The sequence below is a fragment of the Erythrobacter sp. YT30 genome (genome assembly GCF_001542875.1).
Classification (GTDB): Bacteria; Pseudomonadota; Alphaproteobacteria; order Sphingomonadales; family Sphingomonadaceae; genus Erythrobacter.
In genome coordinates, this window is sequence record NZ_LMAF01000002.1 from 1,841,970 (window position 1) to 1,868,708 (window position 26,739).

The window sequence follows — 26,739 nt, forward strand, 5'->3', positions numbered from 1 at the left end:
TGTCAGAGCTTCAATCTTGCCCACACAGGCAGGTGATCGGACGCCCGTGTCGCAAGAGAGCTATGGTGGACGCCCCATTCCAATGCTTCGACCCGGTCGCAATGCATGATGCGATCAAGCCGGGCGAGCGGGCGCTGGCTGTGAAAGCTTCGCCCGCAATCGAGGACAGAGAAGTATCTTTGAAAAACCTTGAGGCAACCAGCGTTGCGGCGCCATTCGTTCAGATCGCCGGTCAGAATGGTCGGGCCATGCTGTTGTTCTTCCCGCGCAAGATCGGCGATTACGTTGGCCTGCTTTGTCCGCCAAAGACCGGAGAGATCAAGGTGCATACCGAAAACGGACAGTGTCTGCCCCCTTACTTTCAATCTGGCGGTGATGACGCCTCTCGGTTCAAGGTAGGGAATATGGATGATGTCGTGATGTTCGATTTCGATGTCCTCACGCACGAGAATTGCATTTCCGTGCCATCCCATGGAATCGCGTTGGACATCGAGGGGCACGGCTTTGTAGTCTGAATGCGCCTCGATCAGGAAGGCGGGTAGCGCGCTCTGACGTTTGCCAAATCGACGATCAGCCTCCTGCAGGACCACGATATCCGCATCGATTTCTTCAAGGACATTCAGGATACGAATAGGCCTGCGCGTCCTGTCGGTGCCGATAGCCTTGCGAATATTGTAGCTCGCGATCTTTAGTTCAGTGGCATCCATCAGATCAGATCCGCCATCAAACGTGCTGTGTTTTGGGCCACTTTCGAGGGCAGGGAGCGCTGAGTCCAAGTCTCCAAAGAAAGCCTCTTGCAACTCTGCAGCAGCTCTTGCTCGATCTGACGTAACTCTTCGGCAACACCAGCATCAAACGAAATCAGATCTATTTCAGCATTCAACTCGAAAGATCGTACGTCCATATTGCTTGTTCCGACGATTGTTACCTCGTGATCGACGCGGAAGTGTTTGGCGTGGAGAAATTCGGGGCCGTGGAGGTAGATTTCCAGGCCTGCGGTCATAAGCTCGGAATAATAGCTTTGCTGCGCCAGCCCAACCAGGCGGTGATCGCTGCGCTCAGGTGTGATCAGACACACTCGAACCCCGCCAAGTGTCGCAGCCTTTATGGCAGAAATCATCGCGTCGTTGGGAATGAAATAGGGTGTTGTGATGACGATCTCTTCGGCAGCGTTGTACATGGCCTGAGCAAAGATGAGGTCCACTCCAACTTCAGGGTTCTCCGGTCCTGTCGCCACTATTTGTGCAGTGCAGCCTTCTGATTTCGCAGCTGCCGGAAAGAGGTCCGCACTCAACAGCTCCCCAACTGTTTCGAGATACCAATCGAGGGCAAACACGGCTTGGAGTTGCGAGACTGCCGGTCCTTCGATCCGAAGCAGCAAATCCTTGTTCACACGTCGCGAATGTTGGGTCGGGTCCCAGATATTCTGCGAACCAGTATATCCCACTGTGCCGTCGATTACTGCGATCTTGCGGTGATTGCGCAGATCGACCCTCGAACTTCGCAGACGCCGGCGAAGGGGAAGAATATCGTGCACTTCAACACCAACACCTTTCAAGCGTCGTTTCAGCTTTCGCAAAGAACCGTAAGAGCCTAGCGCGTCGACAAGAAGACGACATCGAACACCCCGCTCAGTTGCCTTTTCGAGTGCATCGATAATGAGCCTGCCTATGCGATCATCCCTGAATATGTAGAACTCAAGATGGACATGATGCTTTGCCGCATCGATATCCTCGATGATTGCGTCGACAGCTTGTTCGTAGATATCGAGCATCTCAATCTTGTTCCCCCGGGTTGCGGGAAAACCGCCGATGCCTTTGGCAAGGCTCTCGACTGCTTTGTTGTCGGGAGACAGGTCCGGCCGTGCTCCAGCGTCTTCAATTAGCGATTGGATGCGTTCCAAAAGCGCAGGGAGCTGCTCGATCCGAGCCTTTCGATCTGCGGCGAAATACGGTCGTCCTATCAGTGCATAGGCCACCAGCGCGACCCATGGCAGACCCAAAAAGACAAGCAGCCAGCTGCGTGCTTCGGCAGGAGGCCTGCGAAAAGGAACAAGCACGAAAGCTACCAGAGCGATGATCCAACCGGCGACCACAAATTTGTTCGCCCACAGCCAAGAAGTCCAGATTGGCAGTAGGTCTGTGATGATCGTTGGATCGATTGGCTTCAGGGCAGTGCTCCTGTTAGGGACAATCGGCGTGATTGCTTGGCATGGAACGACCGACTTAGCTTCTCCGCGAAATGAAATCGAGTACGACTTCCCAAGAGCCGAAGCCCAGGAAAATCCGCCCCGCCATCATGGACACAAGCATCATGAACAAGAAAATCCAAAACCTTTGGCAAGTGGTTGAGTTTCCCTACGACCACGCCTCTTAGCTAGTAGCCAAACTCCAAGCAGCGTCTTCTTTGCGATCTTGGAAGAAGGGACCAATGACCCCCACCCTCCACCGATCCCCCGCGTCACAGAGGACGCAAGGGGATCATGGGGAGGATCAGGAAGATCCTAAAAGCGGACCGAAGCCTCTACGCCATAGGTGCGCGGGGCGCCGCGGGTGAGATAGTCTTGGAAGAACGCGTTGAGGTTCAGCCCGTAGACGTAGTAGAATTTGTCTGTGAGGTTGCGCCCCCAAAGCGAGACTGAAAAGTCGTCGCGCTCATAAGTGACGCGCGCATCGAAAAGCCAATAGCTAGGGTTGCCGCACGCCAGTTCGGGCGTTGCCAACAAGACATTTGACCCGGCAACAGGCTGATCGCATGGATCCTGACCGTAATCGCCGAAGGGGTCGAAGAAGTACTCCCCCATATAGCTCGCATTGCCGCGCAGCGTCAGCTTGTTGCGACCATCGTCGAACGGGATAAGCTCCACGCCCGCATTGAAGGTCAGTTCGGGCGCGTTGGGGAAGTCGTTGCCGTTAATGCTGAGCGTGAGCGCGGTAGGGTCGGTCGGGTCTACCTCATTGCCCTGATACTCGGAATTGAGATAGCCGAGTGCCGCATCAAGGCGAATGAAGTCTGCCGGCTGCCAGGTCAGTTCCGCCTCAGCGCCAAACAGCCTGCCGTCTGCTGATCGCAGGAAGCTGGTCGCACCGATGATCTGCGCAATCTGCTGGCCGGTATAATCATAATAGAAGCCTGCGAGATTGAGCTGCAAAGAGTTAGCAAACTGGCTCTTTATCCCGATTTCGTATGCGTTCACCTGCTCAGGATCGACGAAATAGACTTGGCTGATGTCCTGATAGGCTAGTGCGTTGAATGTGCCCGCACGATACCCACGCGAATAGCTTGCGTAGAGCAGGATGTCGTCGGTTGCCTGATAATCAAGGATTATGCGGCCCGTGAGCTCTCCCGTATCCTCTTCCTGCCGGACCCTTTCGCGGGTGCCGTCGAAGGGGAATTCATAAGGAACGGTGGTGGCGAAGATGTCCTGCCCGCCAAGGTCGAACAGCACCGCAGAACCGTTCTTGTAGCGCACTGTGTCCCAAGTGTAGCGAAGCCCAACCGTCAGCGAGAGCTTGTCGGTGATATCGAGCACACCTTCGCCATAGATGGCGAAACTTGGCCGCTCGATCGTGAACTGCTGTTCGGCAAGGATTGGTCCGAAAGGCGGGGCTCCTGCCGCAGCGCAGGCCGCCTGCACCGCCGTTCCCGCCGCGCTGTTGGTGGCGGCGACATCGGCATTGAATGCGATCAGGGAGCGCGCATCGAAGAAACCGGCGGGATTAATGACAACCGGCGCGCAGAAGCCAGGATCGGTGATTGCGAGCGTTGGATCGATCGCGAAGGCCGGCAGGGTGCGCAGCGAATTGCCCACTGCAATCGGAATGTTGTTGAAATTGTCCGGCACCCCGGCACCTTGGAGGAGCGGACGTAGGAAGCCGAAAAAGTCTGGTTCGTCGCGCGTGTCGATCGAGTCCACACCGAAATAGCCACCGATAATGCCCCGGAACCGCCCGCCATCATCAAAGCTCAACCGCGTGTCGAAGTTCAGGTTGGAGCTTTCCGAATTGTAGCGGATCGCACAGACATTATTGGGCGATCCATCGCAATCAAAGGGCGACAAGCGGTAGGAGCTTTCATCATAACCCATGATCGAGGTTAGTGTCAGGGAATCGGAAAGCTGCCCCTGAACGGTCAGAGCCGCGCCAAGCGTGTCAGTGAAATAGCGGCCAGCAGTGTCAGCCTGGACTTCATCCTCGTCCAAAATCCGTCCGCCAAGCTCGGGTCGGGGCAGGAAGCGCGAATACCCCGCAGCGTCTGTGCGGTTTTCCAAATAGCCGATCCCATAGGGCAAATCCTGCCGAGGATTTGAGCGCGCACCATACAGCTTAAGCGTCACCGACAGGTCCGGCGTGGGCTCTAACTGAAAAGTCACACGACCCGATACGTTGTTGGTCTCAGCAAAGTCTTGGTTGAGCGTAGGGTTGAAGGTGTAGCCGTCGGCATCGACATAAGTCCCGGCGATACGCACCCCAAAGACGTCGTCCACCAGCGTTGCCTCGATTGCGCCCTCGGCGAATATTCGATTGAAATTGCCGTAGCTCAGCGTGAGATAGCCGGACGTGCCGTCAAGCTCGGGCTTGCGAGTAATGAAGTTGATCGCGCCACCCGTCGTATTGCGCCCGAACAGGGTCCCTTGCGGACCACGAAGAACTTCGACACGTTCCAGATCGTAAAGCTGCTGACCGTGGCTCGCTCGGAAAGATTGGTAAACCTCGTCGACATAGACACCGACTGGCGAGGCAGTCGCCGCGGAAAACTCGTTGGCGACGCCGATGCCGCGCAGCGAGAAATTTGGCTGGGTTTCTGAATAGGCGCTGGTTACCTGCAGGTTTGGCAAGGCGCCCATCAGGTCGCTCGTGTCGGTGATGCCGCGCTCGGTCAGCTGATCGCCTGTGATCGCCGAGATAGCAATCGGAACCTGTTGCAGGTCTTCGCTCCGTTTGGTCGCAGTGACGACGATGACATTGAAGCCGCCTTCGGCCTGTTCTGGGTCAGTATCGTTACTGGCGATGTCGGACGATTGTGCCAGCGCGGGCGCACCCGCCAGAGCAAGGGCGGCCATGGAAGCACTGATACTGAGCGTCAGGCGGGCGTTTCTTTTAACTTGGTTCACGGTCTCTCTCCCCTATTTGAACCTCAACTCGTTTCGCTTATTCTTGCCGGATGACCGCGTCTGGCGGGGTCGGCATAGGTCTCCATCAGGTCTCGCTTGCGCACCTTGCCGGTTTCGAGCCGGGGTACGCGATCCACGAAAGCGATGCGCCGCGGGAGCTTGTTGACCGCCACCTGGCGGCTCAATTTCTCGCCGATTTCAGCCGCTCGCTCGGCTTCATCGACTGGGTATTCGCTGAGTTCTACAATTGCTTGGACTACCTGGCCCATATCGGCATCAGGCACGCCGAAGACTGCGCAATCGACAATGTCTGGATTGGCGAGCAGCCCCGCCTCAATTTCGGCCGGGTAGATGTTCGCGCCGCCCGATATGATGGTGAAGGACGCGCGATCTGTAAGGGTGAGGAAGCCGTCTTCGTCGAGGAAACCAATATCTCCCATTGTCGCATAACCTTGTCGGCTGCTGGCCGAGCGACCTTTTTCAGGCGCATTGTGATAGGCGTGGCCTGCGCTGCTTTCGAAGAAGACGCGCCCGGTTTCGCCTGCGGGCAGCGGATTGTCCTCGTCATCGAGAATATGGATTGTGCTGCCATAAGCACGTCCAACGCTGCCGGGGTGCGCAAGCCAATCATGACTGTCGATGTGGGTGAAGCCAACCGCTTCGGTGCCGCTATAGTATTCGTGCAAGATCGGACCCCACCAGTCGATCATGCGCCGCTTGAGTTCAGGAGGGCAGGGCGCCCCTGCATGGATTGCGCAGATATGCGAGGCCGGATTGGTGGGGAGCGGGCCATGCGCGCCAAGCGCCAGCATCCGCGAGAACATTGTCGGCACCCACTGGCTGTGGGTTACGCGGTGTGTCTCAAGCGCCTCAAGCGCAGCCCTCGCGTCGAAGCGGCGCAGCGCTACCACTGTCCCGCCTAGCCTCTGCACAGTCATCGCCCAACGAAGCGGAGCCGCATGATAAAGCGGGGCCGGACTGAGGAAGATCGTGTCCGCGCCCATACCGAACAGATCGCGCGCGCGTTTCACCCGGCGCGGATCGCTGCCCAACGGCGCGCCGCTTAGCGGACGTTTGACACCTTTGGGCCGCCCGGTCGTGCCCGAGGTGTAGAGCATATCACTGCCCTCGACCCGCTCGAATTCGGCCGTTTCGCCGTCTTCCCATTGATCTGGCACCAATGCGCATGGAAGGTCCGCGTCCTCGGCCAACACCACCTTTGCGCCGCTGTCTGCAAGGATGTAGTCGCGTTCGGGCGGGGCAAGGCGCTGGGAGATTGGCACGAAGTAGAGACCCGACATCTGCGCAGCCCAGGCGCCAATAAAGAACTCTGCGCTGTTGCCGAGCATAATCGCGACTGTATCGCCCCTCTTGCAACCGAGCGCGCTCAGCCGCCCGGCGAGATATGTCGATCTGCGCGCAAGCTCACCATATGTCAGCGTTTCATCATCGAGGATAAAGGCCGCCCGATCGGGCGCGTTTTCGGCGATGGCGTGCGGATGGCTCATGCGGTCTTCTCTCTCGAGAATGCAGGAGCCAGATGCGCGGTCTCGTTGACGCTTACTACGGTAAGGCGATCCATCGCGCTGCCTGAGAGCCGCGTCACCGAACCGTAGCCGGGTACGAAATTGGCAATGCCGTCAAGCTCAAGCGCGTGGCTGAGCATGATGTTGATCGGAAAGCCGTGAGTGAAGATCGCTATGGTCTGGCGATGATAGCTTTCGAACAGTGACTGGAAGCCTGAGAGTGTTTCGGAGACGAAGCGATCGTGGTCGATGCCGAAATAGCCCAGCGGATCAGCAAGGAAGCGGTCCCATTCCGCCTCCCCCTTGGCTTTTACCATTTCAGGGTTGGCGTAGTCTCCGCCATAACGATCCACCTCGCCCAGTTCTTCGATGACATGCGCATCAAGGCCCAGCGCCTCTAGCGTTGGCTGGGCTGTCTCGGCGGCGCGGGTCATGCCCGAATGAACAATGACCTCGATTCCCTCGTGGCGCAGCAGGTCGCGTACGCCGCGCGCCTCAACATGGCCTTGTGCAGATAGTGGCGGATTACCTTCGCGCGAACCGCCCGGTGTTTCGGGCTTGCCATGGCGAATGAGGATCAGGCGCATGCTAGGCTGGCTCCTCTACGGTCTTGCCAGCGGCTCGCAAGGCATGAAGCCCGCCATCGACCTTGATATCGGCGCCGTTGATCCATCCTGCGTCCGGTCCCAGAAGGAACCGGATTACCGATGCGATCTCTTCCGGCCGGCCGTGGCGGCCAGTCATTTGTTCCGCTTTTGCAAGGTGCTCCTCGCCGATGGATACCTCGAAATCGCGCAAAATCGGCGTTTCTATCGCACCAGGACTGACAGAGTTTACCCGGATATTGCGCGGGTGGAAGCGAAGCGCAGCGGTCTGCACCCAGCGGTTGAGCAGACCTTTCGAATACTCATATGCCGTCTTGCCATCGACGATTTCCGACTGGTTCGCAAGTTGCTTTGGCGTCATCGCCAACCAGGCATCGCACGCCTGCACGTCGAGCGGACAGCGACCTGCAGTCACGCTGCTGACGGCGACTATTGCCGCGCCTTCGCGCATTTGCGGCGCCAGGCCCTCCGCGAGCCTTTGAGGCGCAATTGTGTTGACGGCGAATATCGTTTCGGGATCGGCGGTTCCCGGTACACCAGCGACGAGAGCGACACCGTCCAATTCTCCGGCAATACTGGCGGCGGCGGCGTCAATCTGAGCAGGGTCGGTAAGGTTGCACACTATGTCCGCGTCGTGCCGGTCAAGGCCGATGACCTGATCTCCGCTCGCACGCAATTGCTCGGCAAGCGCAGCTCCAATCCCGCTGGCGCTTCCGGTGACAAGGATGCGGCGGCTCACTCCCAGCGCACCTTCATTGCGGTCCATCCGGTAAACCAGTTGGAGGGAAGCCGCTCAGGCTCGCCGACGATCTCAATCGTGTTGAGCTCGCGCGTCATAGTCTCGAACAGCATCCGGCTTTCAAGTCGCGCCAAATGAGCACCGAGACAGAAATGCGCGCCCACTCCAAAGCCAACATGCGGATTGGGTTTGCGATTGAGTACAAGGCAGTTTGGCTGATCGAAAACCGTTTCGTCGCGATTGGCGCTCGCGAACCAGAGAACCAGTTTTGCCCCTGCTGCGATCTTTGTGCCTGCGACCTCGGTGTCGCTTGCCGCGGTGCGGCGCATATGTGTCACCGGCGAAACGAAGCGGCACATTTCCTCAACGGCGCTGGCGCACAGTTCCGGGTTTTCGCGCAATTCCGGCCACGACCCTTGGCTTACAAGCTGGTGCAACCCGCCCGTCACCATGAAACGCGTAGTCTCGTTGCCTGCGATCGTGATGAGCATGAAGTAGGCATCGAGCAATTGTTGTTCGAGCGGCGCATCATCGAGATTGGCGGTGACCAGGTGGCTTGCCAGATCATCCGTCGGGGCCTTGCGCTTGTTATCGGCGAGGGATCGGAAATACTCAAATAGCTTCTGACGCGCCTCGGCCTGTTCGACATCGCTTGCGCGCACATCGCTCATCAGATTGGCGCAATCGACGAGGTCAGGAGCTTCTTCGCGCGGAACGCCAAGGACGTCGGCGATGACCAGCATCGGCATTTTCACCGCGACCCGGTCTACAAAATCGAAGGTTTCCCCGCGCGGTGTATCGGCGATCAGCGTGTCGATGATTGACTGGAATTGAGCGGAACGCGCGCCAATCGACGTACGCGATAGACCAGGCATCGCGATGGCGCGCAGCTTCGTATGCAACGGTCCGTCCGCGTTGTGCACGCTCGGCGCGCCATGCCCTTCGGCGCGCCGGTTCTTGATCTGCGTGCCATGGCCGGAAAGGAAGACTTGATGATTGCGAGCAGCTTCGACCACGTCGGCATAGCGGGTCGCGGACCAAAACCCTTCGCCTTCAGGTTCCGAGTTGAAGAAAAGACCGGGTGAGGCGCGCAATTCGGCGAAAAGCTCATGTTCTCGCGTTGCCTCAAACGGGCTTAGGTCGAGCAGATCGATTTTGCTCATTCGGGCGCGCCGCTGAGTGTGCGATACCAGATCAAACCGCAGCTCTTTCCGAGCCTTTCAATGAAGGCATCGTCAGGATCATTCTGCGCAAGGCCCACCTGCACATATGCCAATTGTTCGGTGAGTGAGCAAAGCCCCTCGGCGACCATTGGAATATCGGTGATCGGGGGCACTTCACCCGCTTCGACTAGCCTTTCGATCCAGCGTTCAGCCCGTTCGACAAAGCGGTCGCGCATTTGCAGCCAGACCCGGCGAAAGCTGCTTGGATCCTGTTGCGCCGCCGCTTCGCGTGCGACCCGCAAAAGCAACCGGTTGCGGCGGTAATCAGTGAAGAACTGGATATTGCGAGTCTCGAGTCTATTGAGGGAAAGAGCGTCATTCTCACCCAGCGCGCGGCTCGATGTGCGCCGCAAATTGTCGTTCAATTGCTCCAGCACAGCGAGCAGGATCGCGTCCTTGTCCTGGAAATGGCGATAGAAAAGCCCGTGGCTGATGCCCGCCTCGGCCACGATATCTGCAATGCGAACCGCGCCATATCCGTGCTGGCCGAAAGCAACGCTTGCCGCGGCTAGCAGCTTCTCGCGAGTTGCTTTGCCTTTGCGTGTAGGCGGGAGGTCCAGTCGTGCCGGTTCGGCAGCCTCTTGCGTCATCACTCTCTCCGGAGACGCTTTGTGTCGCTGTAATGCGCCTCGTTGTTATAAAATGGCCTATTTGCAAAAGTGATGTCAATGTCATTTTTACGTGACACAGCCAGTCTGGTTAGGCATGAAGCCATCCAAGGCCTGCCGTAGACACGGTTGGCCGCGTCAAAAAAAGGCGCGTTTAATGACAAGCCAGAAAGAGCAGGGAGAGGCTCATGGGCACAGGTGAGGGAAGACTAAAAGGCAAAGTTGCCATCATCACCGGCGCGACAGGTGGTATCGGGGGCGCAATCGCGCGAAAAATGCTCGACGAGGGCGCCACACTGATGCTGGCTGGTCGAGATGAAGGTCGGTTGAAGGCCGCTGCCGATGCGCTTCATGCCAGGGACCGAGTTGCAACCTGCGCAGGACAGCCAAGTGATGAGGCTGATGTCGAAGCCTTGATTGCAGCCGCGACCGAAAAGTTCGGCCAACTCGACATCTTCGTCGCCAATGCGGGATCCGAAGGGAAGGTGATGCCGATCACGATGACCAGCCTTGAGGATTTCGAGGCGGTGCAGCACGCCAATGTCACCAGTGTATTCCTCGCCATCAAGCATGCCGGAGCGGCGATGCAAGAACGCGGCGGCTCAATCATCGCGGTGTCATCGGTCGCAGGCGTTGTCGGAGTTTCAGGCATCGGTGCCTATGCGGCAAGCAAGCATGGTATTGCGGGCCTCGCAAAGGTCGGCGCTCTCGAGCTCGCTCAGGCTAAAGTGCGCGTGAATTGCGTTGCTCCGGCTCCGATCGATAATGCCATGATGGAGTCGATTGAAGGGCAGGCGAGTCCTGATGATCCATCGCTCGCACGCAGCGGATTCACCTCTCTCATTGCGATGGGCCGGTACGGCACAAACGAGGAAGTCGCCGACTTTGTCTCGTTCCTGGGAAGCGACGAGGCAAGTTATTGCACTGGAGGGGTTTATGCAGTCGATGGCGGGTTCCTAGCGGCATGAGCGGAATACACACTAGGGTCGATACCGAACCGCAACTCGCCGAAATGCTGGAGGCGCGCAAGGCCCGCCGTTCCAAGCCCCCTTACATTCCCCAACGTGATGGGGATGTGACGGCGCTTTTGCAGAGCTTCTTTGCGAAAGAAGAGCCTGAAAGTCAGGTTGGCGATGTCGCGCGAATTGGTGGCGGTGCATCCAAAGAGCAATTCGTTTTCTCGCTCGCCAAGCCTGGGGGAGAGAAGCGGCGATATGTGCTGCGCATGGATGCGCTGGAAGGCATTACCGAGACCAGTCGGGAGCGCGAATTTGAAATCCTAAAAGCCTTTCAAGGTGTCGTCCCGGTGCCCGAGCCGATCTGGCTCGATGCAGATGCCAGCCACTTTCCAACGCCTGCCATCATTATGGAATTCGTCGAGGGTGTGACCAAGCCTGAGACTGAGGGCGTTAGCGTAACGGGGCTCGGCACAGTGCTGGGCGATCCTTTGCGCGGGATGCTTGCGCCGCAATACTTTGCCAACCTTGCAAAGATCCATAATTTCGACTGGCAGGCGGCTGGTCTTGAGCATTTCTCAGCACCGCTCGCAGATCCGAAACAGCCGACGCGCTGGCTTATCCAGTTCTGGAAGGAATTGCTGGAACAAGATGCTGTGACCAAAGAACCTCTTCTGAGGCTCGCGACGCAATGGCTTGAAGACAACGTACCGGACTGCGACAACCCCTGTGTTGTCCATGGCGACTATCGCACAGGCAACTACTTGTTCGACGAAGAAAGCAGCGAGGTGACAGCGATCCTCGACTGGGAAATGAGCTACATCGGTGATTTTCACGCCGATCTTGGCTGGTTGCTACAGCCGGTCTTCGGTAGCAGGATAGACGGCGTATTCCGCGCAAGCGACATTGCCCCACCCGAAGAGATTATCGCGCGATATGAGGAAGCTAGCGGCAACAAGGTTGATCCGGCAAAGCTTCATTACTTCACCGTGTTCAACGCTTGGAAAAGCTACATTCTCGTCTCCGCGCTGGGCATGCAGGCTGCGCGCACGGCGCACAATCATCAGGACGTGTTGCTCACCTTCCTTGCTGCGACGGGGCCCATGTTTGTCGATGAGCTCGCCCGCCTGCTGATGATGGAGGAAAGCCAATGAACCCCTCGGTCGATGATCGTTTGAATTCGGTGCTGCGCGCGCTTGAAACCGTGGTTTTGCCAGCTTTGCCGGAGTCAGCGAGCCTTGCTCAAGAACAGGTCATGCTGGCCATGGGGCAGATCCAGATCATCCAAGCCCAGCGCGACGTGACCCCCGAATTTGAGCGCGGCGAATTGGTCGATATCAGCACCATGGGCAATGCGATCCTTGCGCTGGGACCGGCACCTGAGACTTGCGCGGCTCAGCACGAGGCGTTGAAGGCAGCACTCGCCAAGCCGGGAAACGAACCGCGCACCGCAGCTGAGAGTGTCCGCGGAGCGATAGATGATCTGCTGGTTGCAGCTCGGCAATCAGGTGAGGACGCCTATCGAGCGCAGCTGTCAAAGACCATTCTTCCCCTTGCCAAAGAACGAGCGGGCAAGGATCGCGAATGGTTTGCTGTTATGGGCTTTGATATCGATCTCAGCGCTGCGTAACCGCGCGATGTGAGACACCATGATCCACTTTTTTGGTCAGCGGGTTGATCGTATTGGGAGCTATCACTTCGCTTAGGCTTAGGCCCGACTGAAAGAGGCTAGATTATCAATCCCCAAACCTCGCCGTTAACTGCACACCGTAGAATTGTGGCTCCGCGGGAATGAAAGTCGGGATGCCAAATGCACCGCCCGTGTTGCCTGCATCCAGCAGATACTCCTCGTCGAAAGCGTTGCGAATGAAGGCTGCGACTTCGTAACGATCTTCTGCAAAGCTAACCCCAGCGCGCGCATTGACGAGTGTGACCGCGTCCTGCGAGATCAAGTCACTATTAGGCACTTCAAAGAAGATACGACTGCGATGCGTGATGCTGGGTGTCGCGAAAAGCCGCATGCCATTGCCCAAGTCATAATCGATATTGATGCCGCCTGAGGCCTGGAATTCGGGCTGCAGCCGGAAACGAGCGCCGGAAAACTCGGGCGAGAATGCGCCATCTTCATCGATGCCGCCGTCGATGTAGCCAAAGTTGCCGAACAGCTGGAGCCAATCGGTCGCATCGACTGCAATTTCACCTTCGACGCCAAGATTGCTCGCGCTTCCCGCACTGGCAGTTTCGAAGGCACCAGTTGGATTGCCGTTGGCATCAAGTTGAGCGACCGAAACCTGGAAGTCGTCATAGACCTGATAGTAGACACCGAGCGAAGCCGAGATACTGCCACTGGCGACCTTTATCCCACCTTCGTAATTCCACACGGTTTCTTCGGCGATAATGTCGAGATCCGGAACTGGATTGCCAACGCCATCGAGCCCGGCTGCCAGCTGAACCACAGGTGCACGGCGTCCTTTGGAGATCGTGGCGAAAATGTTCACGTCATCGGTCAAACGATACAGCGCGTTGAAGCGTGGAAGGAACGCGTCAAAATCCTCCTCGGCGATAAAGGTCTGTCCACCCGTATCGACCTGACCAGGAATGAGTGGTGCGCCGCTGAGTACGCTGTTTGGGATCGAAGCGAAAAAGCCCGATTGGCGATCCTCGAACAGGTAGCGAAGGCCTGCTGTCAGCTCCAATCGATCGGTTGCAAGCCATGTCACATCCGCAAACACAGAATAGGCTTCGTTTTCGCCCTGGTTCTCAAACACCGATGAATATGGAATAGCGGTTGCAGCCCCCATCGTGGCGAGCTCTGTCACGTCCGATGCCGGCACGCTGCCATCGGGCGCAACGCATGGTATGCCGGGGATGAGCGGCGCGCCGAACAAGCTAGTGAGACACTGAAGATAAGTGCCTTCCTCAGTAGCGAAGGGAACATTTTGAATGCCGTCTTCGATAAATGCATTCCAACCGAAGCTGCCTCGCAAACTGGAGCCGGAATAGGTGAAACGGCCTTCATGGCTGAACTGGTCACCTTCGGCGATCTCGGTGAATTCAAGGAATGGCGCTGCGCTGCCATCGGCATCGAACACCTCCGCACTGTCGAAACGGCGGTAGCCATTGACCGTGGTAAAGGTCCACTCGTCGGCAAATTGCCATTCTGCGGTGAGATTGACGTCATAGACTTCGCGATTAAGACCAAGCTGGTCATCGCCAAGCGCTGCCGCGCCTGCTGGATTTCCACCAAGATTGGCGTCTTCGAACGCATTGGCAGGGCCGCCCGGAGCGCCCGCAAAGGCGGGGAAAGTGCCTGAGATAAATGGCGTGCCGCCATTGCGCTGTTGATCATATGTGCCGATCAGATCGATCGTGAGATCAGGGTTCGGCGTGAAGCGCAGCGAGCCGCGAATGCCGAACTGATCCTGTGCGTAGAGCTCTTCTTCCTGGTTGGGCGACAGGTTTTCGACATAGCCATCGCGAGTGCGCCATTCGAAAGCAACGCGGCCTGCGATCACGTCTGATCCGATATTGAGATGGCCGCCAAGCACGGTCTGATCGAAATTGCCGTATCCACCTGTGATCTCGCCCGAAAATCCCTCGCGCGGGCGCGCCGAAACAAGGCTGATCGCGCCGACGGCCGATGCCGTGCCGAAGAGCGTCGCCTGCGGGCCCTTGATAACTTCAACCCGCTCAAGATCGTAAATCGCTTGATAGGACCCCCGCGAACGCGAGATGTCGACGCCATTATAATAGAGAGTGACTCGCGGACCTTGCTGCGAGGAACCGCTGTCAGATGTGATGCCGCGAATGACGACGCCAGGGTTATTGGCGCTTTGCTCTTGAATCAGGAGGCCGGGGACGTAATTGGAAAACTCATCCAGATCGGTCACGCCCAGTTCTTCGATCCGTTCGCCGGTCGTGGCGCTGATTGTAATCGGCACGTCTTGCGCGCGCTGTTCCACTTTTTGAGCAGTCACAATGATCTGGTTGCCGGAGGAACTGTCTTCATCCTGCGCAAGCGCCTGCGCTGGAATGGTTGCGACTGAAGTGAGCAGGAGCGTGCGAATTAGGGTATGCTTCACAGGAAAGACCTTTGAGTTTTGGAGAGGGTTGACGGGGTCGGTAATCGGCGCCCGTGACAGGATCGAGGCGTTTGGATTTCAGTTTGAAGTATCTCGGAAATAGGCCGTGGCTCTTTTGATTTATGAGTGAGTTGGAATTGCGTTAAGGCCGGGCCCGGTCCTCGATTTGGGCAAGGATTTCATCCCAGCGCACCAGCTTGAAATTCTGGGCATCGGGAGGATTCACTCCATCTTGAGCGACGAAGAGACCACGGGGAAATTCGGGCCCGAAAGATCGCGGATCGAGCTCAATCCCATCGGTTTCTTCAACGCTTCCAAAAGCGCCCTCGACTATGCGGAAGCGACCAAGCGGTTCCATGGTTGGAAGGCGGTAAACGGCAAAGGCATTGTCGCCCTGACTTGACGCGACAAGGTAACCGCCATCTGCGCCTTCAGGAGCGAGTGCCAGACCTTCGACATCAGGGACGGTCATGCCAGTACCTGTTGGAGCGACCAGCTCCTTTTCTCCCGTCTCGATATCAATTGCCCAGACGCCAGCAGCCTCTTCTCCTAAGTAAAGAGTGTTCGTCCGATCATCGACGACGCATCCCTCTGGTTGACTGGGAACTGACGCGAGCGTGGTCGTCTCATGCGCGAGGTCTCCGGACGGGCCTTCGCTGATGAGGGTGCGATAGATCACTCCGCTCTTGGGCGCGGAGAATGCATAAAATGAGCGGTCAGCGGCTGGTTCGCTCAAACAGATACCGTAACCTTCTCCCGGACCGACGGGAATCCGTCGCGCGCCCCCGAATTCCGGATTCCTCGGATCAATGATCGAGACCGAAAGATGCGCTGTTTCGAGGTCCGATCGATCGCTTGCGACGATGACCACAAAGCCAGCGATTTCGACAAGATCGACATTGTTGAGACCGGGCGCTTCTAGAAAGCTCAGCTGCTCACCTTGCAGATTATAGATGTGCAGCCCTGCTTTTTTGTCGGTCCCCACAATCAGGCTTTTCGCTGGGTCTTCGGGATTTCGCCAAATCGCCGGATCATCAGCCGCGTCTTCGTTTGTCGTGCCCACGGGTACAGTCTCGGCGCTTGCCATAACTGAGACAGCCGGGTCGCCACGCGGGATCGTCGCGCAAGCCGCCGCAATGCCGAGCGTGATCAGCGCAAAGCCATGAAATGCCTTGGACATCAGAAAGTCAGCCTAACGCCGCCCTTCATCGTCCAATTGTATTCTTCATATTGGAGAATGTTCTGGCGGCCGCCCAGATTGTTGAATGCGAAGAATTCGGCATTGTTGATGTTGATCCATTCGAAATAAACCTGGACGTTGTCAGTGGCCTGATATCGCGCGGTGAAATCAAGCTGGAACAGGCTGTCCGTGAACCGGTCAAAATCGGGACCATCGCCATTGATTTCATCAAGGAAGCCATCGCGATACGTGCCCGCAAGGCGCAGGTTCAACCCCGCCTTCTCATAGCCTAGCACAGCATTGAATGTGTTCTCACTGGTTGCCGGCAGCGCGATCTCGCGGAACGTGGGTGTTGCGTTGATGTCACCAATATCGCCGTCTGCGATCAGGCCGCTTGCATCGGTATATGTGTAGTTGAACTGAACCAAGGTCCCATCAAGAAAGCCGGGAAGAAAATCGAGCTTTTGGTAGAAGCCAAACTCGAAACCATAGATCTCGGCGCTTTCGCCGTTGATGAATGTTTCGGCCTCTTCGAAATCGACGCCAAACAATGTGCCGGGGCTGTCGAGGACAAGCTCTGTGATGTAGTCGTCCAGATCCTTGTAAAAGAATGCCGCCGTGATCGCGCCGTTATTGGCCATGTAATATTCGATCGACGCATCGATGTTCCATGCGGTCGTTGGATCAAGCGTGGGATTGCCGATCACCGCCTCATTGTCTTCGTCGATTTCAACACGCGGCGCGAGCTGCTCGAAATTGGGCCGTACAAGGCTGCGATATCCAGCGAGGCGCATAATCAAATTGTCTTGCGCTGCGTAGCGGACGTTGATGCTTGGCAGCCAGTGATCGTAATCGCGCTCAAAATTGAGCGGTGTCACAGTGACATTTTCGTCGGCATCAACCGCGGTGGTGAAGCCGTTCAAAGTGTTGTCTGTGCGCTCGTACCGGACGCCGCCGATCACAAGCAGGTTATCCGTCTCCCAGCGTCCTAGAAGATAACCCGCCAGTATGTCTTCTTCGACGGCGTAGTCTTGGTTCGCACTATCGATAGCGGAATCCGGTTGGACCAATTCAAAGGTCGAGAAATTTGAATTGAAGAATTCGGTTGCCTCACCAAGGCCTGGCAAAGGTGCAAGATTGGCGAGAGTGTTGGATGGCCCTTCGCCGAGCACATCGGCCAAAGTGTAATCATCGCGCTCATAAAATTCGATTGTGCCTTCGAACGTCTTCTCACGGAAGCGAGCCTTTGCGCCGCCCTGTATTGTGAAAACGCCGCTGTCGGTGACAATGTCATAGCCAAGGTCGAATTGTCCGGCGAACTCCTCGTCCTCAGCGTCGGAAAGGACCGTCAGTTCCACCTCGTCCAGTTCATAAACCGATGGATCGAAAAAGGCGTTGTTCCCCGTCACGCTGAAGACAGGCCGGCGTAGCTCTGAAAAGTCGAACGCGACGCCAAGGCCGCTATCTTCAAATTCGGCAGCGAACACAGTTGGGTCGACTGAGCCTTCTTCCAGTTCGGAAGATTTGGCCCAGCTAACCGAATACTCAGCGTTAAGATCGCCCCAATCGCTCTCCCCTCCGAATACGAGTGTCCGGATACGCTGTCGTTCAAAGCGGTCTTTGACGTCGCGCTCTGCCTCAATGACCGCGTCGGTATCGTCGAACGTTGGATTGGCGCTTGTACCCCCGACATTTGCATCGCCGAGCCCAAAGATCAGGCGGCGGCGGAATTCCTGATCGTCGAACTGGCTCCAGACGCCTTTCAGGTACAGCTCGGTGCTTTCACCAACGCGCGCATCGAAGCCCAGCGTTGCACTGATCCGTTCGCGATCGACGAGATAGTCACGATATTGGACTTCCTCGGCGTAAATCTGGCCGTCTTCCAACTGCCAGTCATCAGCTTCGATATTGTCTGTCTGAAACTCGCGATCATAATACGATATGCCGCCTGTGACCCCGAAATTGTCGGTTAGTCGAGTGGAGAAATCGGCGCTCAAATCCGCTGTGAAGGTGTCACGTAGCTCATTGTAACTGCCGCCGATCTTTGCAACGAACAGATCTTTCTTGCGGTCAAAGGCGCTCGTGGTCTGGATTTCAATCGAAGCCCCAATCGTGTCGGCATCCATATCCGGTGTAAGCGATTTCTTGACTTCGATGCTTTCGATGATTTCGCTCGACACGACATCAAGCGCGACCGCGCGGATATCGCCTTCGGGCGAAGGGATACGGACACCGTTTACCGAAGTTGCATTCAGGTTTGGATCGAGACCGCGGACCGCCACAAATCGTCCTTCGCCCTGATCGTTCAGGACATTGATCCCCGGTAGGCGGCGAAGACTTTCGGCAACGTTCTGATCGGGAAACTGTCCAATCGCATCGCGCGTAAGCACATCGGACACGCCATCAGCAGCGCGCTTGCGCGACAGTGCAGAAGCCTGCGCGGCGCTTTGGCCGATCACAAGGATTTGCGACCCTGTCTGCCCCAGTGCAAAATCGCGTGTGACAGTGCCTTGGGCGGGGACCGCGACCGTGTACTGCACGGGATCTGCGCCAATATAGCTCGCAACAATAGTGTATGAACCTTCAGGAACGTCGTTGAAGACGAAGGTACCATCGCGCTCAGTTGTGGTCCGGCGCCCTAGCTCAACAATACGAACCTCTACAGCCTGCAGGGCATCGACATCAGACGCATCCGATACGGTGCCGCGAACTTCGCCAGCGAACGCAGGTGTGGCAAGGCCCGCCGCCAGCGCGATCGCACCGGACGTCGCGAGTAAACGTGAAAGCAGCATTTGGTATCCCCCAACAATGGCCAGAGCGGCCCGGTCGGGTGATCCGGTAGAACGTCAAGTTTACGTCGATGCGACCGGAGCATAACCAAACGCTTACAATTGCAGCTTTTGTTTCACATCACAGCCATCCCCCTGTCGTCGAAGCGAAACAAAAGGCGCGGTTTTTACTAAATTCTCGAGATAAATCTTTCGACATGAATGCTGGTTTCCTGCGGACATCAGCCCAGATCATGACGTTTTCTTGACCAGTGTCACAGGATCGACGGCGAAGTGCCTCTGGCAAGACCCCCAATTCACACAGGGCCACTGACTACGTGTTCACTGTGCTGAACCAGAGCGACAAGCCCTCCGCTTTCGGCACGACGTAGACGTTTCTTGTCGCGACGAGCCTCCGTCTCGACAGCTGCTATGGCGAGGTATTGGAGCGTAAAATCAGGTCGCCTGCGTGCAGTACGAGTTACAGCTGCTAGCTTTGGACAGAAAGACTTTGCCTGCCTCGATCTACCCGGCTCAGAGGAAGAGAGGACTGAATGCTGAAACAACCATTGAAAATAATGGTGGGCGCGGCAAGGATTGAACTTGCGACCCCACCCGTGTGAAGGGTGTGCTCTACCACTGAGCTACGCGCCCGCCTCATTTCGCTCTTCAAAAGCTGCGCCAAAGGCGAGGGCGGGCGTTTACTGTTCGGATTTGCGATTGGCAAGCGCTGCTTCGAGCCGCGTCCAGCCTTTCGATCTAGTCGACGAAGAGTGCCTTTACCACAGATAGCCAGGTGCGGTTCGATGCAGCGCCTTGAGGGCTCGGCTGAGTGGGGCATTCAAGGCAATAGGCCTGAATGCCTTGCGCGCCTGACAGCCTCTCGAGATCAGCTGCAACCCGACTGACCAGCAATTGCTGACCCATCGCAGCGCGAGCGAACAGATCAGCTCCACGCGGCGTGGAATCTGCATCACTGGCTAGCAATTGGCGGATGAGCGAATCGTAGCTGTCTTCTTGTGCGCCGAGATAGACCGGGCTCCAGCCGCCTTCCTCTAAATTGGCTTGACCTGCGACCCATTCGAGCGCGTCCTGAAGACCGCCAAACTGATCAATCAGCTTAAGCTGCCGCGCAGTGCCCCCGTCGTAGACGCGGCCCTGGCCAAGCTCATCGGCCTTGTCCTTGCTGATCCCGCGCGCTTTTGCGACGCGATCAAGGAAATCGCTGTAAGTGTCGGTGATCGTCGCCTGAAAAATCGCATCGGTTTCCGGTGTCAGGCCGCCGACGATATCGGGCTGTCCTGAGAGCGGTGTCGTGCGAAAGCCATCGGCATCGACGCCGATCTGGCCAATCGCATTTTCGAATGTTGGGAGCACCGCAAAGACGCCAATCGATCCGGTAATCGTTTCAGGCTGTGCAAAAATTCGGTCTCCCGCTGTTGCCACCCAATACCCGCCGCTTGCCGCGATATTGGCAAAAGAGACAGCGACAGGAATATCCTTGGCTTTGTACCGCAGGATAGCGCGGCGGATTTCTTCAGACGCCGTGACGGACCCGCCGGGCGAGTCCACGCGCACAACAAGCCCGGCCAGATCATCATCAAGCGCATTGTCGAGAACGTCAGCAATCCGTGTGCCGCCAGCGGTGCCGGGGCCCGCTTCGCCATCAATGATCGTGCCTGCAACGGTGACAACGCCGATCTTCTTGCCGCTCGTACTGGGCGCGGTATCGGCGAGGAATGGGCCGAGATCGCTCTTGGCATAGGTGCCAGGGCCATCGTCCCACCGATTTTCGCCAGCGATTTCGGCCACGCGTTCGCCAAATTCAACACGGTTGCCGAGTTTATCGACTAATCCAGCATCAAGCGCCGCCTCGGCAAGATCGCCTGATGATGCCTCAACCCATGCGACGGCATCGCCGGTCACACGGTCAAGATCTGCTTTGGGGCGGGCCTTCTTCACATTGGCCTGCCATTCCTCCCAGAGTGCGCCGTAAAGACTTTCGATGTTCTGACGCGCTGGTTCTGAAAGGCTGGTGCGTTCGTAGGGTTCGACCGCCGATTTGAATTCACCGACCCTGTAAATCCGCGCATTGATGTTCAGGTTTTCAATCAGGTCTTTGTAGAAAAGGATGCTGCCGCCGGGCCCTGCAATCAGCGCGCCACCCAATGGATCGGCCCACACCTCGCTTGCATGGCTGGCGAGGAGCATCTGATCATCGCCGTAGGCAAGCGCATATGCGAGCACCGGCTTTTCAGCAGCGCGCACGCGGTCCATCGCTTCGCCAATGGCCTGCAAGTGCACCTGGCCGCCGCCGAGAAAAGCCGACATGTCGATGACAACAGCCTTGATCCGATCATCGCTTGCCGCGCTGTCCAATGCGCGAACAATATCACGGGCCTGATATTCGGTTGGTGGAGCCTCTCCACTTACGAGCGCTGCAAAGGGATCGATCAGGCTGCGTTCTTCAACGACGAAGCCTGACAAGTTGATTTCCAACGCGCCTTCGCGAACTTGGCCAGGGTTGGGGGTTGCGGACAAAATGCTGAACAGCGCGAGAAAGAACAGCAGCATGAATATGAGGACGAGTGCGTCCTTTATGCCAACCAGAACTTTCCAGACCTTACCAACAAATGCCATATTTGAATTCCCATGTGCGGCAGAGGGCGTGAATAGCTCTGCCAAAGACAACAATGATCTAGTCACTCAAACCCCAAACTTCCATGGGAAACCGCGCAAATCTTGGGTTGAGCGAATGACACCGCTCGACTAACAGCATCGCTTTAATGGACAATACGGCACCGAATCCTGCGCTAGACCGCTTTCCCGCGGGGCGTCTGGCTTTTCCGCATCGCGATTTGACCGGTATCGGGCAACTTGAACGGCACGAAATTCTCTATCTGCTCGCCTCGGCGGAGCAATGGGTGGAGCTCAATCGTCAAAGCGCCAAGCATGCAGGGCTGCTCGCCGGGCTCACTATCATCAACGCATTTTTTGAAAACTCGACGCGCACGCTTTTGAGCTTTGAAATTGCAGGCAAAAGGCTGGGCGCAGATGTCGTCAATATGCATGCTGCGCAAAGCTCGGTGAAAAAGGGTGAAACGCTGATCGACACCGCGATCACGCTTAATGCGATGCGAGCGGATGCGATTGTGATCCGGCATGGATCGAGTGGGGCGACGCAGTTGATCGCGGACAAGGTTGATTGCCCCGTTTTGAACGCGGGAGATGGGAGCCACGAACATCCCACGCAGGCTTTGCTTGATGCGCTCGCGCTGCGTGCAAAACTGGCAGAGCGCGGCGAGGAAGCTGAAGATTTCACCGGACGGACAATCCTGATTTGCGGCGATATCCTGCACAGCAGAGTGGCGCGGTCCAATATGTTGTGCCTTCAGGCAATGGGAGCGCAAGTGCGCGCGTGTGCGCCGCCTGCCTTGATGCCAGCGGGGATTGAGGCGATGGGGGTGGAGCCGTTCTCCAATTTCGATGCCGCACTCGAAGGCTGCGATGTTGTGATGATGCTGCGCCTCCAGCAAGAGCGGATGGCGGGCCAGTTCATCCCTTCAGCGCGCGAATATCACCACCTTTACGGCCTCACGAAAGCGCGCCTGGCGAGTGCATCGCCCGAAGCTCTGGTTATGCACCCCGGGCCCATGAACCGGGGCGTGGAGATCGATAGCGAGGTTGCCGATATGCTCGACCGATCGATCATTACCCAGCAGGTGGAAATGGGCGTTGCGATCCGCATGGCGTGCCTCGATGTGCTGACGCGCACTGCTCGCGGCGTAGAGGGGTGGAGCGTATGAAGCAGGCGCGGCCTCTGACTATCACAGACGGGAAGCTGGTGACGCCTGATGGCGTCGTGGAAGGCGCGCTTCGACTGGTCGATGGCGCGATTACAGGCCATGGCCCTGATGTTTCGGCTGAGGCCGACGATCAGGTGATTGAAGCTGGCGGAATGCTAGTCGCGCCGGGTATCGTCGATCTGGGAGTGTTCGCGGTCGATAAACCCGCATTTCACTTTGGCGGAATTACGCGGGCGGCCTTGATGCCCGATCAATCCCCGCCGCTCGATTACCCGAGCCGCGTCAACTACATTGCGAAATCGGGAAAGCCGGATTTCTGGGTTCACCCTCTGGCAGCCGCGACGCGCAGGCTTGAGGGTAGTGAACTCGCGGAGATTGGCCTGATGCGCGATGCAGGCGCTCGCGGAGTTGCGACCGGGCGGCAATGGATCGCCGATAGCGGCGTTATGCTGCGACTGCTGCAATACGCAGCGATGCTTGATCTCGTCGTTGTTGCTCATTCAGAGGATGCTGCGCTTGTGGGCGAAGCAGCAGCGACCGCTGGTGAAGTTGCGACGCGGTTGGGCCTGCCAAGCGCTCCAGCAGAGGCGGAGACTTTAGCGCTTGCCCGCGACCTTGCGCTTGCAGAAATGACAGGTGCGCGGCTTCATTTCCGGCAGGTGACGACGGCTGCAGGGTTCGATCTGGTGCGTGCTGCCAAGTCGCGCGGGGTCAACGTTACGTGCGGTATCACGCCCGCGCATTTCCTATTGTCGGATCTGGAAACCGCGGACTTCCGAACCTTTGCCAAACTCTCGCCTCCCTTGCGCAGCGATGCTGATCGGCAGGCAGCAATTGCTGCGATTGGCGAGGGCGTCGTCGATGTGATCTCAAGCGGCCATGATCCGCGAGGGCCAGAGGATAAGCGCTTGCCATTCGGTGATGCTGCTCCGGGTATGGCAGGAGCGGAAACAGTTTTGGCGATGACTTTGGGATTAGTGCGCGATGGCGTGATTGATCTGCCGCGCGCGTTTGATCTTTTGGCGCGCAATCCGGCCAGGCTTTTGGACGTACCCGCGGGCGCAATCGAATTGGGCCTCGAAGCGGACATCGCGATTGTTGATCCCGAAGCGCCGTGGGTGATTGATCGGACCAAAATGGAAGCGACCGCCGACAACACTCCGTTTGATCGGCAAGGCGCTCAGGGCCGTGTGCGCGCACTGATCAAGGGCGGGGTGGAGATCGCCCTCTAATAAAAAAACCCCGGAAGCTCTCGCTCCCGGGGGTGATTTGCTGAATCTTGAAGCAGTCTAGCGTTTAGCGTGAGCGTGCTGCGATCCGCACACCGCGATCCACTGCGCCTGCTGGCGGATTGGATGCAGCGTAGGCAAAGCAGCCGCGACCTGCTGCTTTCACAGTGCGGCACATGCTGCGTGCGCTCGACTGGCCGAAACCGGCAGCTGCAACGCGGAAGAAGGTTTTGCCTTTCACCTCGGCCTGCGTGATCACAACATCGTGCGACTTGAGCTGAGGGAACTTGGCTGAAAGCACTTTCCAACCGCGCTCTGCCTCTACCTTGCTCGAATAGCTGCCGAGCTGAACGAGGTGCGTGTCCGCGCTTGGTGTGCTCAAGGCCATACGGCGCTGCGGTGCAGGTTTTGGCGCAGCAGCAACGCGCTTAGGCGCGGTGGTTGATTTTGTTGCCGGAAGTTTTTGCACAACAGGCTTTGAAACGAACCGACTGCCCGATGTGCCAGAAGGCGACGCTGTCACGCGTACTGGCTTCGGAGCTGGTTTGGCGGCTGGCTCAGGTGCAGCTTTCGGTTTCGATTGGCCAGTGGCGGCAAGGATGCCGGCAACAGTCGGATCGATGCTTTCGACCTTATCAGCTTTATCGGACGAAGCAGCAGGCGCAGGCTTGAATGCGGCCTTTTCAATGTCGTTTGGTTCGGCCGGTGCAGCAGCGAGTTCGACAGGCGCAGTCGCCGCAGCTTCTGCGATCATCTGTTCGCTGCTCGGGAAGTTCGACAGGGCAAGGTACTGTGGCATGCCAGCATCGCCAGTCGCCGAAACCTGCAGCAGGCTCGCAACGCGGGTCTGATACGCTTCAGGTCGCGCCATGACTGCCCAGCTTGAAAGACGGGCATCAAGTTCGTGCGCGGGCACATCTTCTGCCGCCATGACGCGGGCTGCGCGCCAATTGCCTGCCAGAGCGTAAGCATAGGCAAGGTTCTGGCGGACTTTGGCGCTGTTTTCACCAGCGCGAAGCGTGTTGACGAGAACGTGCGTGCCTTGTTCTGGCTTACCAGCGAGCGCTACGGCCAGACCATAATCTGCAGCGCCAATTACGTTCTGATTGGCTTCGAGCTGGGCAAGCGCTGATGCGTTGTCGCCCGTGGCCACTTTCGCAAGCGCATAGCTCAAGATGGTGCGAGGATCTTCATCGCCCAATTCCATCGCGTCGCCAAAGCTGGTTGCAGCCGATTGAAAACGACCCGCTTCAAGATAAGCTGCGCCAAGAAGCGCACGATAGCTCGCATTGCGCGGCTCCGCCAAGACGGCGGCTTCTGCATGCGTGATAGCTTTGGTTGCTTTACCCTTTTGGAGCGCGACCTGAGCCTTGCTGAAGGAGGCATCGGCGCGCGGTGCGCTTGACGTGCAACCGGTCAAAGCAATGCTGGCCAGCGCCGTTCCCATAATAAGGGCGATGCGCGGCGATTTTGTGATGCCTTTGTTGAGACCTTCGGTGCTGCTGTTGTGGCTGCGTGTCATGGGTCTTTTCCTGTTTCAAATGGCCGGTTTTGTGGCCCGTTCAAAGGGTTGTCCGTTGGTATCTTCGGTGATTAACTCAGTGGCGCTTCATGCGATCTGCAAGCGCATCAAGATCTTCGATTTCGGCTAGCATCCTATCCAGTGCTTTGGTCACCAGTGCCTGTGCGCTGACGCCCTGCATGGTTGATGCGAGCCGCAATTTGATATGCCGATCCGTGTCGAGGCGAAGCGTAAAGGCGGCGCGCTTTGAGCTTTTGGACGCCTTTTTCTTCTTGCCCAATTTAGGCTTAGGTGCGGCAACGTCTGCCGCGACGTCCGGCAGTTCGAGCGCCTTGCGTGCATTGGCTTTTGCCGAAATCGGTACGATGTCAGCCGTGCTCTGCTGAACGCTTGCCTCGGCCTCGACAGGCGCATCGCCGCCCATATCGTTCCAGCCAAGATCATCCAGCGGATCGCCGTCAGCAGCGGTCGCTTTTGCGATCTCTTCGGGAAGGGCAGCGGCTTGTGGCCGCATGGCAGGCTTTGCACCGCCTTTGCGAGCGAGCAGACGCGGGCCAAGAGAGGCGAAACTGGCTTCTGTCATCATCCAGTCCTCCTCTTTTTAATTGGCAACCCGGCGACCAAACCCGCCAGTGGGGCGGCCTACGCCAGCACCGTTTGCGACCGGTGTCCCGGGCGCAGCAAACACTGTGCGGCGGAAGTTCTTTTCCAGCCGATCAGAGATGTATTTCCACAGAGCCGTCATTTCGGCTGCGCTGCGGCTTTCCGGATCGACTTCCATCACCGTGCGGCCATCAATCATTGAGGCTGCAAAGTCGGTGCGGTGGTGAAGAGTGATCGGTGCGACCGTGCCATGCTGCGACAAGGCTACAGCGGCTTCGGAAGTGATCTTGGCTTTGGGTGTTGCCGCGTTGACGACAAAGACCAGCGGTTTGCCAGCGCGCTCGCACAGGTCAACCGTCGCACCAACAGCGCGCAGATCGTGCGGGCTGGGACGAGTGGGGACCACGATCAGTTCAGCAACGCTGATAACCGATTGGATCGCCATGGTGATGGCAGGCGGCGTGTCGATGACAGCCAGTTTGAAACCCTGCTGGCGCAGAGCGGCCAGATCGTTCGCGAGGCGCGACACGGTGGTTTGTGCAAAAGCGGGATATTCCGCCTCGCGTTCATTCCACCAGTCGGCGAGCGAACCTTGAGGATCGATATCGATGAGAACGACCGGCCCAGCGCCAGCGCGCTGTGCCTGCACGGCGAGATGTCCGGAGAGCGTGGTTTTCCCCGATCCGCCTTTTTGCGATGCCAAAGCGAGTACGCGCAAGGATTGGTCCCCCTGATCTTAGACCTTGAATAAAACTTGATCGCCACGTCATTGCGGTGAT

At 57.5% G+C, this 26,739-nt stretch carries 20 protein-coding genes and 1 tRNA gene; 5 read left to right on the forward strand and 16 right to left on the reverse strand.

Translation table 11 applies throughout. From position 1 onward, the window contains the following. Nucleotides 1-2 precede the first annotated feature (2 nt). The 8 genes from AUC45_RS13480 to AUC45_RS13515 all read right to left on the reverse strand — a co-directional run bounded on the left by AUC45_RS13480 (nucleotide 3) and on the right by AUC45_RS13515 (nucleotide 9,796). Nucleotides 3-707, reverse strand: coding sequence for an endonuclease/exonuclease/phosphatase family protein (locus tag AUC45_RS13480; RefSeq protein WP_067603437.1), 705 nt, complete (start codon nucleotides 705-707; stop codon nucleotides 3-5). Next, nucleotides 707-2,095, reverse strand: coding sequence for a cardiolipin synthase (gene cls, locus AUC45_RS13485; RefSeq protein ID WP_233998781.1), 1,389 nt, complete (start codon nucleotides 2,093-2,095; stop codon nucleotides 707-709). Before cls ends, AUC45_RS13480 begins: the two co-directional genes overlap by 1 nt. Nucleotides 2,096-2,503: 408 nt before the next feature. Beyond that, a complete protein-coding gene (locus AUC45_RS13490) occupies nucleotides 2,504-5,113 on the reverse strand; it encodes a TonB-dependent receptor (RefSeq protein WP_233998784.1) in 2,610 nt (869 codons plus the stop codon). Between the two features lie 23 nt (nucleotides 5,114-5,136). Further along, nucleotides 5,137-6,621, reverse strand: coding sequence for an AMP-binding protein (locus AUC45_RS13495; RefSeq protein WP_067603442.1), 1,485 nt, complete (start codon nucleotides 6,619-6,621; stop codon nucleotides 5,137-5,139). Beyond that, a complete protein-coding gene (locus tag AUC45_RS13500) occupies nucleotides 6,618-7,226 on the reverse strand; it encodes a histidine phosphatase family protein (protein WP_067603443.1) in 609 nt (202 codons plus the stop codon). The genes AUC45_RS13495 and AUC45_RS13500 overlap by 4 nt, the downstream gene beginning before the upstream one ends. A 1-nt stretch (nucleotide 7,227) precedes the next feature. Further along, entirely contained in the window at nucleotides 7,228-7,983 is a 756-nt protein-coding gene (locus tag AUC45_RS13505; RefSeq protein WP_233998786.1) for an SDR family oxidoreductase, read from the reverse strand. Beyond that, the gene (locus AUC45_RS13510) at nucleotides 7,980-9,146 is read right to left on the reverse strand and encodes a cytochrome P450 (RefSeq protein WP_067603446.1); all 1,167 of its coding nucleotides are present in this window, start codon (nucleotides 9,144-9,146) and stop codon (nucleotides 7,980-7,982) included. Before AUC45_RS13510 ends, AUC45_RS13505 begins: the two co-directional genes overlap by 4 nt. Next, nucleotides 9,143-9,796 (reverse strand): TetR/AcrR family transcriptional regulator, encoded by a 654-nt coding sequence (locus tag AUC45_RS13515; protein ID WP_067603447.1) that lies wholly within the window; start codon nucleotides 9,794-9,796, stop codon nucleotides 9,143-9,145. Before AUC45_RS13515 ends, AUC45_RS13510 begins: the two co-directional genes overlap by 4 nt. A gap of 206 nt (nucleotides 9,797-10,002) precedes the next feature. Here AUC45_RS13515 and AUC45_RS13520 point away from each other — a divergent pair, with 206 nt between their 5' ends. From AUC45_RS13520 to AUC45_RS13530, 3 genes are read left to right on the forward strand one after another with little or no spacing between them, the layout of a single operon-like run. Then, nucleotides 10,003-10,782, forward strand: coding sequence for an SDR family NAD(P)-dependent oxidoreductase (locus tag AUC45_RS13520; RefSeq protein ID WP_067603449.1), 780 nt, complete (start codon nucleotides 10,003-10,005; stop codon nucleotides 10,780-10,782). Then, entirely contained in the window at nucleotides 10,779-11,924 is a 1,146-nt protein-coding gene (locus AUC45_RS13525; RefSeq protein ID WP_067603451.1) for a phosphotransferase family protein, read from the forward strand. The genes AUC45_RS13520 and AUC45_RS13525 overlap by 4 nt, the downstream gene beginning before the upstream one ends. Next, entirely contained in the window at nucleotides 11,921-12,400 is a 480-nt protein-coding gene (locus AUC45_RS13530; protein ID WP_067603455.1) for a hypothetical protein, read from the forward strand. The genes AUC45_RS13525 and AUC45_RS13530 overlap by 4 nt, the downstream gene beginning before the upstream one ends. Nucleotides 12,401-12,506: 106 nt before the next feature. On the opposite strand, the gene AUC45_RS13535 is transcribed toward AUC45_RS13530, so the two are convergent. From AUC45_RS13535 to sppA, 5 genes are all read right to left on the reverse strand, one after another. Then, nucleotides 12,507-14,852, reverse strand: a complete 2,346-nt coding sequence (locus AUC45_RS13535) for a TonB-dependent receptor (protein WP_233998788.1) — start codon at nucleotides 14,850-14,852, stop codon at nucleotides 12,507-12,509. A 142-nt stretch (nucleotides 14,853-14,994) separates the two neighbouring features. Further along, nucleotides 14,995-16,032: a phytase gene (locus AUC45_RS13540; RefSeq protein ID WP_067603457.1), complete on the reverse strand. Its 1,038-nt coding sequence runs from the start codon at nucleotides 16,030-16,032 to the stop codon at nucleotides 14,995-14,997. Further along, nucleotides 16,032-18,824, reverse strand: a complete 2,793-nt coding sequence (locus AUC45_RS13545) for a TonB-dependent receptor (RefSeq protein ID WP_067603459.1) — start codon at nucleotides 18,822-18,824, stop codon at nucleotides 16,032-16,034. The genes AUC45_RS13540 and AUC45_RS13545 overlap by 1 nt, the downstream gene beginning before the upstream one ends. A 555-nt stretch (nucleotides 18,825-19,379) precedes the next feature. Further along, nucleotides 19,380-19,454, reverse strand: a tRNA-Val gene (locus AUC45_RS13550). Nucleotides 19,455-19,559: 105 nt separating this feature from the next. Continuing rightward, entirely contained in the window at nucleotides 19,560-21,440 is a 1,881-nt protein-coding gene (gene sppA, locus AUC45_RS13555) for a signal peptide peptidase SppA (protein WP_067603461.1), read from the reverse strand. Nucleotides 21,441-21,586: 146 nt separating this feature from the next. On the opposite strand from sppA, the gene AUC45_RS13560 reads away from it, so the two are divergent. Further along, nucleotides 21,587-22,606 (forward strand): aspartate carbamoyltransferase catalytic subunit, encoded by a 1,020-nt coding sequence (locus AUC45_RS13560; protein WP_067603462.1) that lies wholly within the window; start codon nucleotides 21,587-21,589, stop codon nucleotides 22,604-22,606. Next, nucleotides 22,603-23,838, forward strand: a complete 1,236-nt coding sequence (locus AUC45_RS13565) for a dihydroorotase family protein (RefSeq protein ID WP_067603464.1) — start codon at nucleotides 22,603-22,605, stop codon at nucleotides 23,836-23,838. Before AUC45_RS13560 ends, AUC45_RS13565 begins: the two co-directional genes overlap by 4 nt. A 64-nt stretch (nucleotides 23,839-23,902) precedes the next feature. On the opposite strand, the gene AUC45_RS13570 is transcribed toward AUC45_RS13565, so the two are convergent. From AUC45_RS13570 to AUC45_RS13580, 3 genes are all read right to left on the reverse strand, one after another. Next, the gene (locus AUC45_RS13570) at nucleotides 23,903-25,357 is read right to left on the reverse strand and encodes an SPOR domain-containing protein (RefSeq protein ID WP_067603465.1); all 1,455 of its coding nucleotides are present in this window, start codon (nucleotides 25,355-25,357) and stop codon (nucleotides 23,903-23,905) included. A gap of 76 nt (nucleotides 25,358-25,433) precedes the next feature. After that, entirely contained in the window at nucleotides 25,434-25,943 is a 510-nt protein-coding gene (locus AUC45_RS13575) for a hypothetical protein (protein WP_067603466.1), read from the reverse strand. 15 nt (nucleotides 25,944-25,958) lie between these two features. Further along, on the reverse strand, nucleotides 25,959-26,678 hold the full coding sequence (locus AUC45_RS13580; protein WP_067603467.1) for a ParA family protein: 720 nt from the start codon (nucleotides 26,676-26,678) through the stop codon (nucleotides 25,959-25,961). Nucleotides 26,679-26,739 lie beyond the last annotated feature (61 nt).